Consider the following 17,398-nt stretch of genomic DNA (forward strand, 5'->3'; position numbering starts at 1 on the left):
GTGATGGTGTCCTGGCTGACTCTGGCACAGACGGTTGGCACAGAGGAAACGATGTTACCGCTGTGTACCGCCGACAGTCATCTCCGAAATTTTGATAGTTGGCAGACCAACGCCGACTGGCACGCTTTGCCCGTCCTTACCACAGGTGCCGACGCCGAGATCGAGTTCCATGTCACAGCCAACGGCGGTGACTTTCGTCAGGGCATCGGGCCCGTGCCCGATGAGCGTGGCATCCTTAACCGGCGCTGTGATGCGGCCATCCTCGATGAGGTACGCTTCACTGGCCGAGAAAACGAACTTGCCGCTGGTAATGTCCACCTGGCCGCCGCCAAACTGTACGGCGTAGAGTCCGCGCTTGACGCTGCGGATGATGTCTTCGGGCGTTTCCGTTCCGGCCAGCATGTAGGTATTTGTCATCCGTGGCATAGGGATGTGCCGGTAGCTTTCCCGCCGCCCATTGCCGGTGCGCGGCACGCCGAGCAGCCGGGCGTTCAGGTAATCGTTGATGTAGCCGCGCAGGATGCCCTTTTCGATGAGGACGGTGCAGGAAGTGGGGTGGCCTTCGTCGTCCATGTTGAGTGAGCCGCGCCGGCCGGGGAGTGTTCCGTCATCCACAATGGTACAGGCGTCACTGGCCACCCGCTGTCCGAGCAGGTCGGAAAAGGCGGAGGTTTTCTTGCGGTTGAAATCGGCTTCCAGTCCGTGCCCGATGGCTTCGTGGAGCAGGATGCCGGGCCAGCCATGCCCCAGGACGACTTCCATGGGTCCAGCGGGTGCTTCCACGGCGTCGAACTGCAACACCGCGAGCCGGACGGCCTCACGCGCGAGCGCTTCCGGGGCCAGTTCCCCCTCGGTGAACATCCCGAAGCCGCGCCGTCCGCCGCCGCCGGCCCGTCCGGCCCGGAGTTCGCCATCCTGGTCGGCAATGCACACGACGCCAACCCGCGCCAGTGGCTGGATGTCGCCGGCCAGAACGCCCTCGCTGGTGGCCACCATGACGACTTTCCATTCGTCGGTCAGGCTGGCCTGTACCTTCTGGATGCGCCGGTCGGCGGCATAGCACCGTTCGTCTATGTCTTTGAGCAGCTCGATTTTGCGTTCTATCGGGGGATCATCGCCGGTTTCCGTCTGGGGATACAGGTCATGCACCTTGGCCTGTGGCGTCACGGCCACGGGGCCAACGGATTGGGCTGCCTGGGCAATGCAGGCTGCCGTGCGCGCTGCCTGCCGGATGCTGGCCGGTGAAATATCGTCGGTGTAGGCATAGCCGGTCTTTTCTCCGGCAATGACGCGCACGCCGACTCCCTGGGCCACCGACCGGTTGGCCGTCTTGATGAGGCGTTCCTCCAAGGTGAGGGCGTTGGTGCGGCAATACTCGAAATACAGGTCGGCATAGTCGCCGCCGGCCGCCAGAGCTTCGCCGAGCAGGGCGTCGAGGTCGCCGGTGGTCAGCCCATAGCGGTCAAGAAAGAAGGCAATGGCATCCGTGGTCATGCAGGACGGCTCCGGGTTACAGAAGTTGGGACCTCAGCCAAGGAAACGTTCGACAATGGCCGGCGTTGCCTGGAGGGCTTCAGGAAGCCTGGCGGCGTCTTTTCCGCCGGCTTCGGCGTAGTCAGCGCGACCGCCGCCGCCGCCGCCGACAATGGCCGCCAGTTCACGCACGATGTGACCAGCCTTGAGGCGGTTGGTGAGCGCATCAGCCACCCGTACGGCGAGCGAAACCTTTTCCCCGCTGCGAATGCCAATGACGACCACGGCCGGCCCCAGCTTACCCACGAGGTATTCCGCCAACTGACGGACACCGGATTTGTCCAGATCGGCCGCTTCGAGTGCCAGCACGCGCACGTCGCCTATTGTCCGCACTTCGGCCAGCGCCGCTTCAGCGCGCTGCTGGGCAAGTTTGAGCCGCAGGGCTTCGATTTCACGCTCAGCCTGGCGCAGGCTGGTCTGGAGTTTCTCAACCTGCGCCGGAATGTCGCTGGTGTCGCCGAGGCGGAATGTGGCCGTGAGGTTGGAGAGAATGGCCTCATCGGCCTGGAATCGCTCAAAGGCTGCCTCGCCGGTCACGGCTACGATGCGCCGGACGCCAGCGGCAATCGAGCTTTCACTGATGATTTTGAACAGCCCAATGTCGCCTGTGGCCGTAACGTGCGTGCCTCCACACAGTTCCATCGAAAAGCCGGGTACTTCGACGACCCGCACGACATCGCCGTATTTTTCACCAAACAGGGCAATGGCGCCGGCGGCAACGGCCGTGTCAAGCGCCATTTCCCGTTTGGCAAGCGGGGCATTACGCCGAATCTGGGCATTGACGAGCCGTTCTATCTCGGCAATTTCGTCAGCCGACAGGGCCGCGTAGTGGGTAAAGTCAAAGCGCAGTTTGTCCGGCGCAACTTCACTGCCGGCCTGCTTGACGTGCGCGCCGAGCACTTCGCGCAGTGCCGCGTGCAGCAGGTGGGTGGCGGAATGGTTGAGCATCGTGCGCCGGCGGCGGTCAGCATCCACGGTGGCTGTCACCTGGTCATTGGCGCGCACTTCACCGCGCAGGACTTCCACGCGATGCACGATGAGACCTGTCACCGGCGCGACGGTATCCGTCACCCGCAGCGTGGCGGCTTCATTTTCGAGCAGTCCCGTGTCGCCAACCTGGCCGCCGGATTCGGCATAAAACGGCGTTTCATCGAGCACGACTTCGCCGGTTTCGCCAGCCCGGAGGACTTCGACCAGCTCGCCCTGCCGGATAACAGCCCGTACGCGCAGGTCAGGCAGGGAAAGGTGGTCATATCCGCGAAAAACGGTTGGCCGTCCGTCGAGCGCTGCCTGGTAGGCCGGGGCCACGGCTTTTGCTGCACCGCCTTTCCAGCTTTCACGCGCCCGAATACGCTCTTCCGCCAGCGCCGCTTCAAAGCCGGCTTCGTCCACCCGCAGCCCGCGTTGCTCGGCAATGTAGGCAATCAGGTCAAGGGGCAGGCCATAGGTCTGATAGAGATCGAAGGCATCCGCGCCGGAGACCACGCCCTGCTCGGCGCGCCGGAATGCTTCATCGAGCCGCTTGCGGCCGGCAGCCAGCGTCGTCGAAAACAGCTTTTCTTCCGTGGTGACGACCCGGGCAATGACCTCGGCCTGGGTCTGGAGTTCGGGAAAGGCCGTGGCCATGTGCGCGACCACGAATGCCGTGATGTCGTGCAGGAACAGGTTGTCAATCCCCAGCCGCCGCCCGTGCCAGATGGCGCGGCGCATGATTTTGCGCAGCACGTAGTTGCGTCCGGTGTTGCCGGGATAAATGCCGTCGGCAATGGAGAACGCTGTGGCGCGGGCGTGGTCAGCAATGACCCGCATCGAAATGCCGTCCGGGCTGTCGTAGTGGTAGGGTTTGCCGGCGCGGGCGGCTATCTGTTCGATGATCGGCAGGATGAGGTCGGTGTCGTAGTTGGTCTTCTTGCCCTGCAGAACCGAGGCCAGGCGTTCCAGTCCGGCACCGGTGTCCACAGAGGGCTTGGGCAGCGGTTTCAGCGTGCCGTCGGCGAAACGCTCAAACTGCATGAAGACCAGATTCCAGATTTCAACGGTGGTATCGCCGGGCCCGTTGACGTACTCCGGCCGGTTGTCAGCCAGATCATCGCCCAGAAAATAGTGGATTTCCGAGCAGGGGCCGCAGGGGCCGGTTTCGCCCATCTGCCAGAAGTTTTCCTTTTTGCCAAAGCGCAGGATGCGGTCGGCGGGTGCGCCCACCTTCTTCCACAGCGCGAAGGCTTCGTCATCGTCCTCGTAAACCGTGAACCAGAGCCGCTCCAGCGGCAGCTCGAACTCCCGCAGGAGCAGTTCCCAGGCGAAGGCAATGGCTTCTTCCTTGAAGTAGTCGCCAAAGGAAAAATTGCCCAGCATTTCAAAAAACGTGTGATGCCGGGCCGTCTTGCCGACTTCCTCCAGGTCGTTGTGCTTGCCGCCGGCGCGGATGCACTTCTGGGACGAAGCCGCGCGGGTGTAGTCGCGGGTTTCGCGGCCCGTGAAGACATCCTTGAACTGGTTCATTCCGGCGTTGGTAAACAGCAGGGTGTCATCCGGCGGCAGCACGGGCGAACTTTTCACAATCCGGTGGCCGTGCCGGGCAAAGTAGTCGAGAAAGCGATGGCGGATGTCATGTCCGGTCAACATCGGGTCACTCCTGACGAGGCAGGCGCAGACGGTTCTGAAATCCGTGTTTCACTTGGCAGAGGAAAACGCCGTCAGGGCGTTTTCGGCCAGGTGGTATGCACCTTGAAAACGCCGACGGCCGCGTTGTAGTCAGGCCAGGTCTTGTCACCGACCAGCCGCATCCAGCCTGCTCACAGGTGCTTTTCGAGCATGCGGGCGATGGTATCCTTTGGATGCGCGCCGGTGAGCCGTTCCTGTTCCTGCCCGTTCTTGAACACGATTAGTGTCGGAATGCCGCGAATGCCAAAGCGGGCTGAGGTCTGGTTGTTTTCATCCACGTTGAGTTTCCCCACCCGCACCCGTCCGGCGTAGTCGTTGGCGAGGGCTTCAACCGTTGGGGCCAGCATCCGGCAGGGTGCACACCAGGCCGCCCAAAAATCCACAAGCACCGGACGATCAGACTGCAACACTTCGCGCTCGAAGTTGCTGTCCGTGATTTCAATGACGTTACCGCCCATGATAGTTCCTCCAGGAGTTTGAGTTCACCGTTCTTTGTATCATCTGAAAAACCGGGAACGAACGGACAGGTGATTACTAGCACACGCCTTTTGCCTTGCGCCAATAGCGAACGCTTTTGGCGGCGGGCGGCTTCCGGCGGAACCACCCGGCTGAATGCTGCCAAATCCGGCTGGAAAAACCTATGCGCCTGTGGGTTGTCAAACACAGCGAGGTATTGCCGAATGTGCTGCGGCCGAAGGCGATTACTGACACCCTGACCACGCAGCAGATACCGCCCGCGCCCAGCCTGCGCACCTGGACGGTTTTGGCCGATGAAACCCTTGAGGAACCAACGGTTTACACAGAGTGCTTCCCAGCAGCCGGCGCAGTTGCCCGGACCCCTTCGCCCACGTCGTCTTCAAAACCCTGACGCTCACGAACGACATACAGCGGACGGCGCTTGACTTCCTCGTAGATTTTCCCGACGTACTCGCCGACCAGGCCCAGGCTAATCAACTGTACGCCGCCGATAAGCAGTACGGTGATGAGCGTCGAGGTCCAGCCAGGGACCGTCCAGCGCAGGACAAAGAACACATACAGGGCATAGACAATGTAGAGTGCTGCGAAGGTGGCCATGCCAAAGCCGAGCAGCGTCGCCATCCGCAGCGGCCAGACAGAAAAGGAAACCAGCCCGTGGATGGCAAAGCGCAGCATGCGGGTCACGGAATACTTGCTTTCGCCGGCGAAACGGGCCGGGGCATCAAACGGAATGGCTGCTGTGCGAAACCCCAACCAGCTTACGAGACCACGGTTGAAGCGGTGGGTTTCACGCATGGCGCAGAAGCTGTCCACCGCCAGGCGGCTCATCAGCCGGAAGTCGGCCGCACCGGGGATGATCGGCGTTCCCGATCCCCAGTTGAGCAGCCGGTAAAACAGCCAACTCGTGAGGCGCTTGCCAAAGCTGGCGTCAGCAGTTTCGCGGCGGATGGTGTACACGATGTCAGCCCCCTGTTCCCACGCCCGGACGAGTTCCGGGATGAGTTCCGGCGGATGCTGTAGATCGCTGTCGAGTGTGATGACGGCCGCACCTTGGGCAGCATCCAGTCCGGCCAACAGGGCCGCCTGGTGTCCGAAGTTGCGGGAAAAGGTCAGCGTCTTGACCCGTGCATCACGGGCGCGCAGACGGGCCAGTACCTGTGGCGTAGCATCGGTTGAGCCATCGTCCACGTAGATGATTTCCACATCGTAGGGCAGTGCCGCCACCGCAGCCGTGAGCGCCGCGTGAAAGGCTTCCAGACCCTCGGCTTCGTTGAAGCAGGGCGCGACGATGGAAAGCAGGCGGTCGGACATAAGTTGGGTCATGGGCAGTCCTGAGCGAGGTCGGCCTGCCGTTGAGCGATGTCCGCCCGGTCGGGAGCCAGTTGCCGGGCCGCAGCATAGGCAGCAGCGGCTTCCGGGCAAAGGTGCAGAGCGCGCCGCGCCTCGGCCAGAGTGAACCAAATTTGGGCGTCATCCGGCGCCAGCGTGGCCGCGCGCTCCAGATAGGGCCGCGCTTCACGCGGGCGGCCGGTCGCCAGCAGCGCGTAACCGTAGTCGTAGCAGGCAAGGCTCTGGTTGAGAGTGGTTTCATCACCCTTCAGCCACGGTTCAAGCACGGCAATGGCGCGTTCAAACTGTCTGGCCTGGCAGTAGGCATTGCCCAGGGCGCGCGCCAGCCGGTCTTCGTGCGGAGCCAGGGCGTAGGCGCGTTCCAGGCAGGCAATGGCCTCATCCAGGCGTCCCCGCGCGCGCAGGGCATCCGACAGATTGCCCAAGGCAAAGACGTTATTCGGGTGAAAGTGAAGAATCCGGCGGTAGAGCACGAGGTCATTCTGCCAATAAGGGACGTACTGCGCCGTCAGCCAACCGTACCCTATCAGCACACCGGACATGGGCAGGAGGCTTGCCAGGGCCCTGGCTTGCGGGCTGGTGAGGCGCTCCAGCCACACCATAAAGCACCAACCGAGCAGCAGAGCAAAACCCAGTGTCGGAAGGAAAAGATAGCGGTCGTGGAGAAATTCCTGCGGACGAAAGTGGCGCAGGTTGAGCGTCGGCAACAGGGGCAGCCCAATCCAGGCCAGCAGTGTCAGTGCCAGCGGAGCGCGGCGCAGCGCCCACGCCGCGCCAATGCCCACCCCCAGCAAGCCCATCAGCGGCAACCAGAACAGGCGGTCGGTCGGGCTGGTCACGTACGTAAGTTCGTATTCAAGGCGCAAGCCGACGGGCCACACGAGCAACTGTACGTACGTCCACAGCACGAGCGGGGCCGTCAGGGCCACTGTCAGCCACGGAAGGTAGGGCGTCCCTTCAAACACACCGGGCAGCGCCAACTGGCGTGCAACAAAGTATCCGGCAAGGGCGAACGTCTGCGGCCAGAGGGCGTGCAGTGCCGCGCTGAAGCGCATCCGCCAGCTTCCAGGCCGCTGGGTCAGATGCAGCAGGAAGACCATCGGCCACCAGAACACGGCAAATTCCTTGGTGAGCAGGGCGGCGGCCAGCGCGCCGGCGGCCAGCCAGTTGCGCCCGCTGGTCAGTCCCCAAGGCCAGCCCCGCTGCCACGTGGCTGGAAGCGATGAGTCTTCGGTGCAGCCAAATCCATGGTGCGGATGCCAGCCCGCGGCCTGAAGATGAAGGCCGAGCGCCAAGGTGAAAAACAGCATCAGCAGGGCATCGGGAAAGGAAGCAATCCAGGCCACAGATTCCACATGCGTCGGGTGCAGGGCAAAGATGACCGTCGCCAGGACACGTCCGGGCCCCTTGCCCAGAAGAAGCCCACCTGCCCACCAGACTCCGCCGATGGCCGCCAGGTACAACAGCAGGGAAGTTGTATGCCAGCCCCGTGGGTCTTCGCCGAAAAATGCATAGTTGGCCGTCATCCAGACCAGGTACAGCGGCCGGTATGAGTTCGTGAGCGTATAGCCGGGCTGCCCGCTCCAGACGTGGTCGGTGAAGGCGCGGCCAATGTAGGCCCAGGAGCGGATGTGGAGGTTTTCCTCGATTTGCAGGTGGTCGTCAAAAACCCGTTCATAGTTGACCGTCGGGACATACAGCAGAATGACCGACAGCAGTATCCCCAGCAGCCACCAGTGGCTGGTCAGGGATGCCGGAAGCCACAATTCGCGCCGCTGCATGGAGATGTTCTCCGGGGATGCACCGGCCAGCTTGACCGGGGTGGATTGCGTCGCGTGCGTTGGTACGACTATACTACACGCTTGTCTGTCCGTTGCCCGTGGCCAGAGACCTTACCGCTAACGCCATCGGCGCGGCACTTGCCTACACCGCATCTGAGGACACCGCTTGAAACTCGAAATCAATCATTTGTCATCGGTCAGGAAGGAACTCATTATCGAGCTTCCGGCCGAACGTGTCACACGCAGCTTCAACCGCTTCTCCCACGAACTTGCCCGCCAGGTGCGCATTCCGGGTTTTCGTCCGGGCAAGGCCCCGGTGTCGCTGGTGCGCCAGCGTTTTCAGGCCGACATCCACGAGCGCGTGCTGGCCCAACTCGGCTCGGAGGCCATTCAGGAAGCCATTCGCGCCTCGCAGTTACAGGTGCTCGGCGAGCCGACCATCCAGGACATTCGCCTTACCGATCAGTTGCCCTTCGTACTCAAGGTTGCCGTGGATGTGTTCCCGGAGTTCACGGTCGGCCCGCTGGAAGGCCTGGAAGGCACGAAGCGGGTCGTCCCAGTGACGGACGCCGACGTGGAGCGTGTGCTGGAGCAGCTTCAGGACTCCCTGGCGACGGTAACGCCGGTGGAAGATGGGCGTCCGTCCCAGCCAGGTGATCTGGTGACGGTGGCGCTTAAGGGGTACATCCTTGAAGACGGAGCGCCTGTGCCGTCTGAGGAGCGCGCGCCGGACATCACGCTGCGGCGGGAAACGCTGGAAATCGGCGGCAAGACCACCCGGCGGGAATTTGACGAGGCGCTGCGTGGGAAGAAGGTTGGGGAACAGGTCGTCGTCGAGATTCAGTATCCACCGGCTGCGCCGGGAAGTACGGCCGAAGCGGCTCCGGCAGCAGAAGGAGTCGGCGACCTTGCCGGCAAGCGCGTCCAGTTTCATCTCACGGTTGAAAAGCTGGTTCAGAAAACACGCCCACCGCTGGATGATGCGCTGGCCCAGCGGGTAGCCGGGATGGACCTGGCCGCATTGCGGGCACGGATTCAGTCCGACCTGGAAGCCGATGTGGAGCGGCGCGCCCTGGACGCCCTGGACACCCAGTTGCTCGACCAGCTCGTGGCGCGGACGGGAGTGGAAGCCCCGGAATCGCTTGTGACACAGCAGGTCAACCGGCGGCTGGGCGAGTTCGTCGAACGCCTTCAGCAGCAGGGCATTGACCCGCGTAAGGTCAACTATGATTTCCAGAAGATGGGCGAAGCCCTGCGTCCCGGTGCGGAAACCGAGGTCAAGCGGGCGATAGTTCTGGAGCAGGTGGCCCGCGAAGCCAACGTGCAGGTGACGGAGGCCGAACTGACTGAGTATTTGTCTGAGATGGCGGCGCAGATGGGCGTAGCGCTGGAAGCCCTGCGCGCCCGCTTGACAAGGGAAGACCAGCTCGATAATGTCCGGGCTACGCTGCGAAACCGAAAAGCTTTGGTCATCGTGCGCAGTGCTGCGCGGGTCGAGACACAGACCGTTTTGCCAGCCGCTGCCCCAGCGCCGGAAGAAACGGTTTCATTCCTGTCCGAAAACCAATAGAACCATGACCAGGCCCCTGCGCCCACACGCCAGTCGCGCGTGGCGCTTATCTCAATAGCCCTCAAGGTACGGTTGCACTGCCATGATTCATCCGACAGCGGCTCTCGTTCCCATGGTCATCGAGCAGACCAGTCGCGGCGAACGCGCTTACGACATCTACTCGCGCCTGCTCAAAGACAACATCATTTTTATTGGCACGCCCATTGATGACACCGTTGCCAGTCTCGTTGTGGCGCAGCTTTTGTTTCTGGAGTCTGAAGACCCCGAACGCGACATCTCGATTTATATCAACAGCCCCGGCGGTTCGGTTACGGCCGGAATGGCCATCTACGATACAATGCAGTTCGTCAAGCCCGACATCGTGACCTTCTGTATCGGGCAGTGCGCCTCGATGGGGGCGCTGTTGCTGGCCGCCGGGACAAAGGGCAAGCGGTATGCCCTGCCCCACTCGCGTATTCTGATTCACCAGCCCTCCGGCGGCGCTCAGGGACAGGCGACAGACATCCTTATTCAGGCTGAAGAAATCAAACGTATCCGTGAACTGACTTCCAACATCCTGGCCAAGCACACCGGCAAGCCCTTTGAGGTCATTGAGGCGGATGTCGAACGCGACCGCATCATGTCGGCGACACAGGCTATGGAATACGGTATCGTGGATCAGGTATTGACATCTCGCACCTAAGCAGTTGGCTTTGATGAAAACCGCTTGCTGACCGCAAGCCAGCCCGCTGCTGACGCGCCGTGGAGCCAGCCGTGAGAGGAAGAGACGACATGTTACGCTGCTCTTTCTGTGGGAAGAGTCAGAACGAGGTCAAAAAGCTCATTGCCGGCCCGACCGTTTATATCTGCAATGAGTGCATTGACATCTGCAATGAAATCATCAACGACGACGCACGCCAGGAAGCCGTCACGCAGCGTCCCTACCTGCCGCGCCCGATTGAGGTCAAGGCATTCCTGGATGACTACGTTATCGGGCAGGATGAAACCAAGAAAAAGCTTGCGGTTGCTGTCTATCAGCACTACAAGCGGATCGACATGCTGCGTAACCGCACGGCCGGGGACGTGGAAATCTCCAAGAGCAACATCCTGCTCATCGGCCCGACGGGCACCGGCAAGACGCTTCTGGCGCAGACTTTGGCACGCATCCTAAACGTCCCGTTTGCCATCGTGGATGCCACGACGCTGACCGAAGCTGGCTACGTCGGCGAGGACGTGGAAAACATCATCCTCAAGCTACTCCAGGCGGCGAACGGCGATATTGAGCGGGCGCAGCAGGGCATCATTTACATTGACGAAGTTGACAAGATATGCCGTAAGGACGACAACCCCTCGATTACCCGCGATGTCTCCGGCGAGGGCGTTCAGCAGGCGCTGCTCAAGATTCTCGAAGGGACGATTGCCAGCGTGCCGCCACAAGGCGGACGCAAGCATCCTCACCAGGAATTCTACCCGGTGGACACCACCAACATGCTGTTCATCTGCGGTGGGGCGTTCTGCGGACTTGAACGTATCATCGAGCGGCGTATCGGCAAGAAAGCCCTTGGTTTCAATGCCAAGATTGACCGGCGTCCGGCCTCGAAAACGGAAGGTATCTACAGCCAGGTACAGCCGGAAGACCTCATCAAGTATGGTCTCATCCCGGAGTTTGTCGGACGGCTTCCCGTCATCGGTACGCTCCACGAACTCGATGAAGAAGCGCTCATTGACATTCTGACCAAGCCCAAGAACGCCATCATCAAGCAGTACCAGCGACAGTTCGAGTGGGACAACGTCCGGTTGCGGTTTACCGATGATGCCCTGCGTGCCATTGCCCGCATGGCGCATCAGCGCAAAGTGGGCGCACGCGGGTTGCGGATGATTCTGGAAGAATTGATGCTGGATGCGATGTACTTCCTGCCGAGCCAGAAGCGCATCCGTGAGTTTACCGTGACCCGTGAAATGGTCGAAGACCGGCGTGTTCACCTGCCGCTCCCGGAGAAGGCAGCGTGAGAGACAGCAGCCAACCTGCCCTCTCCGGTATCCATTGGCGCCACAGCGGTTGGCCAGCCTCCTGCTAGGAATAACCTGTAGAGTTTTGCATGGACGAGTTCCACGACAGTCTGCCCGACAATGTGGCGCGTTTTCCGACGGTGCCAGTGCGTGATGTGGTCGTGTTTCCCCACACGACTATCCGCTTCAAAATTGGGCGCAAGCCGTCGGTGCTGGCGCTGAACGCCGCCCTTCAGCGCGACCGCCTGATCTTTCTGGTCACGCAGCACGACCCGACCCTTGAAGAACCCATGCCGGAGCAGGTGCACCGGGTTGGTACGGTGGCCCGTATCACGCACCACCTCCAACTGGCGGATGGCAACATCAAGGTTCAGTTTGAAGGCCTCGAACGTGGGCAGGCCATTCGTTTTGGGGAAGTCCAGGGCTGCTGGATGGCCATGGTCAAGCGCTTCCCGGTTGACCGGGAACAAAGCCCCCGGATCGCCGCCCTGGTCGGAAAGCTCACGGGTCTCATTGACCAGTATGTACGGCAAAGCCCGGACAACCCGGAAAACCTGCATGCGGACCTCCGCATCGAGGACCCGGCCCGCCTGGCCGACAGTGTGGCGAGCCATCTGAAAATTTCGGTCGAGGAAAAGCAGAAGCTGCTGGAAACCGTCGCCCTGTCTGACCGTCTGCTGCGCCTCGTGGACATTTTTGACATCGAGCTGGAAAAACTTCAGGTGGACCGGATCATTCAGGGGCGCGTCAAAAAGCAGATGGAGCGGTCGCACCGGGAGTTTTACCTCAGCGAAAAAATCAAGGCCATCCACAAGGAGCTGGGACGCAAGGACGAGCGTTCGGAGTTTGAAGAACTCAAACGGCGCGTCGAAGCTGCCAACCTGCCGGCGGACGCCCACGAAAAAGCCATGAGCGAGTTGCGCCGCCTCGAACAGATGCCGCTGATGTCAGCCGAAGCTGCCGTGTCGCGCAATTATGTGGAATGGCTCATCAGCGTGCCTTGGCACGAGCGTTCGGAAGAAAACCGCGACTTGCAGGCGGCGCAGCAAATTCTGGATGCCGACCACTACGGGCTGGAAAAAATCAAGGACCGCATTCTGGAGTTCCTTGCGGTGCGCCAACTCGTCAACCGTCCGCCGGGCTCCATTCTCTGCTTCGTTGGCCCGCCGGGCGTCGGCAAGACGAGTCTGGGCAAATCCATTGCCCGGGCCACGGGACGGAAGTTCGTGCGGTTGAGTCTGGGCGGCGTGCGGGACGAGGCCGAGATTCGTGGCCACCGGCGTACCTACATCGGCTCGCTGCCCGGCCAGATCATCCAGATGATGAAAAAGGCCGGGACGATCAACCCGCTGATGCTGCTTGACGAAGTGGACAAACTCACCGCCGACCACTACCGGGGCGACCCGGCGGCGGCGTTGCTGGAAGTGCTCGACCCGGAGCAGAACGATACCTTCCGCGACCACTATCTGGACGTGGAGTACGACCTGTCACAGGTGATGTTCATTGCCACGGCCAACGTCCTGCATACAATTCCACCGGCGCTCCGCGACCGCCTGGAAATCATCCGTCTGTCGGGCTACACCGAGCGGGAAAAGCTCGAAATTGCACGGCGGCACCTGATTCCGAAGCAGCGCGAAAAACACGGCCTGCGGGAAACCCAGATTGACTTCACGGAAGACGCGCTGGTGTCGATCATCCAGAACTACACGCGGGAAGCCGGCATGCGGAACATGGAGCGGGACGTGGCCACCATCTGTCGCAAGGTGGCGCGGAAGCTCCTGCTGACACCCGAAAGTGAGCGTGCGGACTACCGGGCCACCATCCGGGCGGCCGACCTGCCGGAGTACCTCGGCCCCATACGCTATCAGCCCGCCCGCCTGAAGGAGCGCAGCGAAGTCGGCATGGCCACGGGGCTGGCCTGGACGGAAGTCGGCGGCGAAGTGCTCTTCGTGGAAACCACCCTGCTGCCGGGGCGCGGCCAGATCATTCTCACCGGCAAGCTTGGGGATGTGATGCAGGAATCGGCGCGGGCGGCGATGACGTACGTGCGGGCGCGGGCGACCGAACTGGGCATTGCGCCGGATTTTTACCGCCGGCAGGACATTCACATCCACGTACCGGAAGGCGCCATTCCCAAGGACGGCCCCTCGGCCGGCATCACCATGGCGACGGCGCTGGTGTCGGCCCTCACCGGGATTCCCGTCCGGCAGGACGTGGCCATGACCGGTGAGATCACCCTGCGGGGCAAGGTTCTGCCGATTGGCGGACTCAAGGAAAAGCTGCTGGCAGCGCTGCGCCTTGGCGTCCGTACGGTGCTCGTGCCCAGGGACAACGAAAAGGACATGGCCGAAATCCCGGATGAAGTTCGGGAAGCCCTTGACATCCACTTCGTGGAACAGATGGAACAGGTGCTGTCCGTGGCGTTGGTCGAGTTGCCGGGTGCCCGTCTGGTGGATGACAAAAACCTGCCGGACAAGACCCTGGCGGATGAACTGCCACCCATCTGGAACACGGATGTCACGGACCACCTGTCATCGGTGCCGGTCGAATGAAGGTCGTTGCGGCGACGTTTTTGAAAAGCGCGACGGCGGCGGCGGAGTACCCACCTCCGACTTTGCCTGAAGTCGCGTTTCTGGGGCGGTCGAACGTCGGCAAGTCAAGCCTCATCAACTCGCTGCTGGGGATGCGTGGGTTGGCCCGGACCAGCCAGACGCCCGGCCGGACACAACTCATCAACTTTTTTGAAATCAACCGCGAACTTCGCTTTGTGGACTTACCGGGATATGGTTATGCGCGTGTACCACAAGCTGTCCGTGAACGCTGGCGACCCATGATTGAGGGCTACCTGAACCGCCGCTCCGCCTTGGCCTTGTGCGTGCTCATCGTGGATGCCCGCCTGGAACCCCAACCGCTGGACCTGACGATGTATGAGTGGCTGGCTGCGATGTCGCGTCGTTTCTGTGTCGTGGCCACCAAGGCCGACAAGCTTTCCCGATCCCAGTTGCTGTCCAGGTTATCGGCTTTGCGCGCCGTTTATGGTCCGGGCGTGTTGCCCTACTCTGCGCTGACCCGCGCCGGTGCGGAGCAGGTCTGGGAGGTCATCCACGCCGCCATCGCCGCCTGGAAGCCCCGCCGCAACTCCCTGGAACCTGAAACTGAAAGCTGAACCGGTCTGAACGCGACCGATTGCTGAAAGCCCATAATCCAGAAAACCGATACGGCTGCACATCGGATGCCTTGAATCCATCCTCACCATCATGACATCTGCCATGGAAGAAATGCTGGAACCGGCTGAATCTGTCGCCGTCGGGAATGGGGAATCCCCCCCATCCGCAAACGGCTTTTACGATATTGCGACACTCCGGGACATGCCGCTGTCCGACCTGGTGCGGATTGCCCAGGAACTGGAAGTCCCCGGTGCGGGCAGCCTGCGCAAGCAGGAACTGGTGTTCAAAATCCTGCAGGCCCAAACTGAACGGTCAGGCCTCATTTTCTCGGAAGGCGTCCTGGAGTGCCTGCCCGATGGGTTCGGCTTTTTGCGCGCCCCGGACTACAACTACCTGCCCGGCCCGGACGACATTTACGTGTCGCCGTCACAGATTCGGAAGTTCGATCTGCGCACCGGGGACACCATTTCCGGGCAAATCCGGCCGCCCAAGGAAGGCGAGCGGTACTTCGCGCTCATCAAGGTCGAGGCCATCAACTTCGAGCCGCCCGATCTGCGCCGGGAGCGGGTACACTTTGACAACCTGACGCCGCTCTATCCCAACAAGCGCCTGCGGATGGAGAGCACGCCGGAAAATCTCTCCGGGCGCGTGCTCGACCTGGTGACGCCGATTGGCCGCGGGCAGCGGGGGTTGATCGTCGCACCGCCCCGGACGGGCAAAACGATGCTGCTCCAATCCATTGCGAATTCCATCACACGCAATCACCCGGAGGTCATGCTCATCGTGCTGCTCATTGACGAGCGGCCCGAAGAAGTGACCGACATGCAGCGCAGCGTCCAGGGTGAAGTGGTGAGTTCGACCTTTGATGAACCGCCGACGCGCCACGTCCAGGTGGCGGACATGGTGATCGAAAAGGCCAAGCGGCTCGTCGAGCACGGGCGGGACGTTGTCATTCTGCTGGACTCGATCACGCGCCTGGCCCGGGCGCACAACGCCACTGTGCCGCCTTCCGGCAAGATTCTCTCCGGCGGTGTGGATGCCAACGCCCTGCAAAAGCCAAAGCGGTTCTTCGGCGCAGCCCGCAACCTCGAAGAAGGCGGCAGCCTGACCATCATTGCAACGGCCCTCATTGACACCGGCTCCCGGATGGACGACGTGATCTTCGAGGAGTTCAAAGGCACGGGCAACATGGAAATTCACCTCGACCGGAAGCTCATCGAGAAGCGCATCTTCCCGGCCGTGGACATCAACAAGTCCGGCACCCGCAAGGAAGAACTGCTCGTCCCGAAGGAAGACCTGAACCGGATTTTCGTACTGCGGCGCGTGCTGAGTCCGCTGTCAAGCGTCGAGTCCATGGAGCTGATGCTGAGCCATCTGGAGCGAACGAAGACCAACGCCGAATTTCTGGCTTCGATGAATGCCTAGTCCCTGCAGCCCATTCATCCATGGACATTGTCTTTGCTGTTTCTGAGCTTGCGCCGCACTCGAAAACCGGCGGCCTGGCCGATGTAGCCGCCGCCCTGCCCAAGGCTCTGGCCGCAACGGGTCTGACCGTGCGCGTGGTGACGCCGCGCTATGGTTTCATCACGGCTGGCGAGTATGTCGGCGACCTGCCGGTGCCCTTTGGTTTCGGGGTGCAAACCGCCCACGTGTTCCGGGAGCGCCGGCACGGAGTGGAGATATTTCTGATTGACGCCCCGGCGTATTTTCATCGCGGACGCAAGTTGTACGGCGAGCCGGATGACCCCCGGCGCTTTGCCTTTTTCAGCCGGGCCGTCATCGAGTTGACGCGCTGGTTTGGCAAGCCGCCGGATGTCATCCACGGCAACGACTGGATGACGGGGCTGATTCCGGTCTATCTGCGTACGACCCTGCGTGGCGATCCGTTTTTTGCCCGGACGGCAACCATCACCAGCATCCACAACCTGGCGTTTCAGGGCTTTTTTGATTTGAACGACTTGGCCTACTTTGGCCTGCCCGGCGATTTGCGCCAGGGGCCCGACGGGCTGGAGTTCAGTGGCGCCGGAAGCATGCTCAAGGGCGCCATTTTGGCTTCGGACGCCCTGACGACCGTCAGCGAGCGGTATGCCCAGGAAATCCAGACACCAGAGTACGGCTTCCGCATGGACGGTCTGCTGCGGCTGCGGCGACACGATCTGGTGGGCATCCTCAATGGCGTGGATTACGACGAATGGAATCCAGCTACTGACCCACACATCGCTGCCAACTACACACCAGAAGACCTTGGCGGAAAACGCCTGTGCAAAGCCGACCTGCTGGCGCGCTTCGGCATGCCGGTCGAGCTGGACCGTCCGGCCATTGTCATCGTCTCCCGGTTGAGCGACCAGAAAGGACTGGACCTGGTACGGGATGTCGCGTGGCGCATTCTGCACAGCGGGGCCTACTTTCTGCTGCTCGGTTCGGGCGATCCGCGCTACGAGGTCTTCTTTCAACACCTGCGTGACACCGCTCCCCGGCGCGTGGCCGTTTACTTTGGGCTGAATGAGCCACTGGCGCACCAGATGGAAGCCGGGGGCGATATGTTTCTTATGCCCTCAGCCTATGAACCCTGCGGGCTGAATCAGATTTACAGCCTCAAGTATGGCACCGTGCCGATTGTACGGGCCACCGGCGGGCTGGATGACACCATTCAGGACTTCGACCGGATAACCGGCACAGGCAACGGGTTGAAGTTCCGGGCCTACCATGCCAACCGCCTGATGGAGAAAATCTACGAAGGACTGCTGCTGTATCGTCAGCCGCACGTGTGGCGCATGCTTCAGCAGAACGGCATGCGGGCGGATTTTTCCTGGGCCCGGGCAGCGCGGAAGTACCGCGCCGTCTATGAGCGCGTCTGCGCCCTGTGA

The 17,398-nt window shown here is 61.7% G+C and carries 12 protein-coding genes; 7 read left to right on the top strand and 5 right to left on the bottom strand.

Annotation, left to right across the window (positions count from 1 at the left end):
- Positions 1-54: 54 nt before the first annotated feature.
- The 5 genes from tldD to J8C01_RS00090 form a co-directional block, all read right to left on the bottom strand.
- A complete protein-coding gene (gene tldD / locus J8C01_RS00070) occupies positions 55-1,494 on the bottom strand; it encodes a metalloprotease TldD (RefSeq protein ID WP_014098533.1) in 1,440 nt (479 codons plus the stop codon).
- Between the two features lie 33 nt (positions 1,495-1,527).
- Complete coding sequence (gene alaS, locus J8C01_RS00075; protein WP_211431971.1) at positions 1,528-4,158, bottom strand: alanine--tRNA ligase; 2,631 nt, start codon at positions 4,156-4,158, stop codon at positions 1,528-1,530.
- 170 nt (positions 4,159-4,328) lie between these two features.
- Positions 4,329-4,655, bottom strand: a complete 327-nt coding sequence (gene trxA / locus J8C01_RS00080; protein ID WP_014098536.1) for a thioredoxin — start codon at positions 4,653-4,655, stop codon at positions 4,329-4,331.
- A gap of 337 nt (positions 4,656-4,992) precedes the next feature.
- Positions 4,993-5,997 (bottom strand): glycosyltransferase family 2 protein, encoded by a 1,005-nt coding sequence (locus tag J8C01_RS00085; RefSeq protein WP_249355455.1) that lies wholly within the window; start codon positions 5,995-5,997, stop codon positions 4,993-4,995.
- Positions 5,994-7,805 (bottom strand): tetratricopeptide repeat protein, encoded by a 1,812-nt coding sequence (locus tag J8C01_RS00090; RefSeq protein WP_211431972.1) that lies wholly within the window; start codon positions 7,803-7,805, stop codon positions 5,994-5,996. The genes J8C01_RS00085 and J8C01_RS00090 overlap by 4 nt, the downstream gene beginning before the upstream one ends.
- Positions 7,806-7,971: 166 nt before the next feature.
- Here J8C01_RS00090 and tig point away from each other — a divergent pair, with 166 nt between their 5' ends.
- The 7 genes from tig to J8C01_RS00125 all read left to right on the top strand — a co-directional run bounded on the left by tig (position 7,972) and on the right by J8C01_RS00125 (position 17,398).
- Positions 7,972-9,375: a trigger factor gene (tig, locus tag J8C01_RS00095; RefSeq protein ID WP_211431973.1), complete on the top strand. Its 1,404-nt coding sequence runs from the start codon at positions 7,972-7,974 to the stop codon at positions 9,373-9,375.
- Between the two features lie 82 nt (positions 9,376-9,457).
- Positions 9,458-10,057, top strand: coding sequence for an ATP-dependent Clp endopeptidase proteolytic subunit ClpP (clpP, locus tag J8C01_RS00100; RefSeq protein WP_014098540.1), 600 nt, complete (start codon positions 9,458-9,460; stop codon positions 10,055-10,057).
- A gap of 89 nt (positions 10,058-10,146) precedes the next feature.
- Positions 10,147-11,364: an ATP-dependent Clp protease ATP-binding subunit ClpX gene (clpX, locus tag J8C01_RS00105; protein ID WP_014098541.1), complete on the top strand. Its 1,218-nt coding sequence runs from the start codon at positions 10,147-10,149 to the stop codon at positions 11,362-11,364.
- A gap of 89 nt (positions 11,365-11,453) precedes the next feature.
- Positions 11,454-13,916, top strand: a complete 2,463-nt coding sequence (gene lon, locus J8C01_RS00110) for an endopeptidase La (protein ID WP_211431974.1) — start codon at positions 11,454-11,456, stop codon at positions 13,914-13,916.
- Complete coding sequence (gene yihA, locus J8C01_RS00115; RefSeq protein ID WP_014098543.1) at positions 13,913-14,530, top strand: ribosome biogenesis GTP-binding protein YihA/YsxC; 618 nt, start codon at positions 13,913-13,915, stop codon at positions 14,528-14,530. The genes lon and yihA overlap by 4 nt, the downstream gene beginning before the upstream one ends.
- A gap of 91 nt (positions 14,531-14,621) precedes the next feature.
- Positions 14,622-15,956 carry a transcription termination factor Rho gene (rho, locus tag J8C01_RS00120; RefSeq protein ID WP_228374054.1) on the top strand — a complete coding sequence of 445 codons (1,335 nt, stop codon included), beginning with the start codon at positions 14,622-14,624 and terminating at the stop codon, positions 15,954-15,956.
- Between the two features lie 20 nt (positions 15,957-15,976).
- The gene (locus J8C01_RS00125; protein ID WP_014098545.1) at positions 15,977-17,398 is read left to right on the top strand and encodes a glycogen synthase; all 1,422 of its coding nucleotides are present in this window, start codon (positions 15,977-15,979) and stop codon (positions 17,396-17,398) included.

Source organism: Chloracidobacterium sp. D (genome assembly GCF_018304685.1).
GTDB classification, from domain to species: Bacteria; Acidobacteriota; Blastocatellia; order Chloracidobacteriales; family Chloracidobacteriaceae; genus Chloracidobacterium; species Chloracidobacterium thermophilum.

What these genes read in the sequence shown, in the direction of transcription:
- yihA (WP_014098543.1), top strand. Translation starts at nt 13,913, where the DNA reads ATGAAGGTCGTTGCGGCGACGTTTTTGAAAAGCGCGACGGCGGCGGCG.
- tldD (WP_014098533.1), bottom strand. Translation starts at nt 1,494, where the DNA reads ATGACCACGGATGCCATTGCCTTCTTTCTTGACCGCTATGGGCTGACC.
- clpP (WP_014098540.1), top strand. Translation starts at nt 9,458, where the DNA reads ATGATTCATCCGACAGCGGCTCTCGTTCCCATGGTCATCGAGCAGACC.
- clpX (WP_014098541.1), top strand. Translation starts at nt 10,147, where the DNA reads ATGTTACGCTGCTCTTTCTGTGGGAAGAGTCAGAACGAGGTCAAAAAG.
- J8C01_RS00085 (WP_249355455.1), bottom strand. Translation starts at nt 5,997, where the DNA reads ATGACCCAACTTATGTCCGACCGCCTGCTTTCCATCGTCGCGCCCTGC.
- lon (WP_211431974.1), top strand. Translation starts at nt 11,454, where the DNA reads ATGGACGAGTTCCACGACAGTCTGCCCGACAATGTGGCGCGTTTTCCG.
- J8C01_RS00090 (WP_211431972.1), bottom strand. Translation starts at nt 7,805, where the DNA reads ATGCAGCGGCGCGAATTGTGGCTTCCGGCATCCCTGACCAGCCACTGG.
- trxA (WP_014098536.1), bottom strand. Translation starts at nt 4,655, where the DNA reads ATGGGCGGTAACGTCATTGAAATCACGGACAGCAACTTCGAGCGCGAA.
- rho (WP_228374054.1), top strand. Translation starts at nt 14,622, where the DNA reads ATGACATCTGCCATGGAAGAAATGCTGGAACCGGCTGAATCTGTCGCC.
- J8C01_RS00125 (WP_014098545.1), top strand. Translation starts at nt 15,977, where the DNA reads ATGGACATTGTCTTTGCTGTTTCTGAGCTTGCGCCGCACTCGAAAACC.
- alaS (WP_211431971.1), bottom strand. Translation starts at nt 4,158, where the DNA reads ATGTTGACCGGACATGACATCCGCCATCGCTTTCTCGACTACTTTGCC.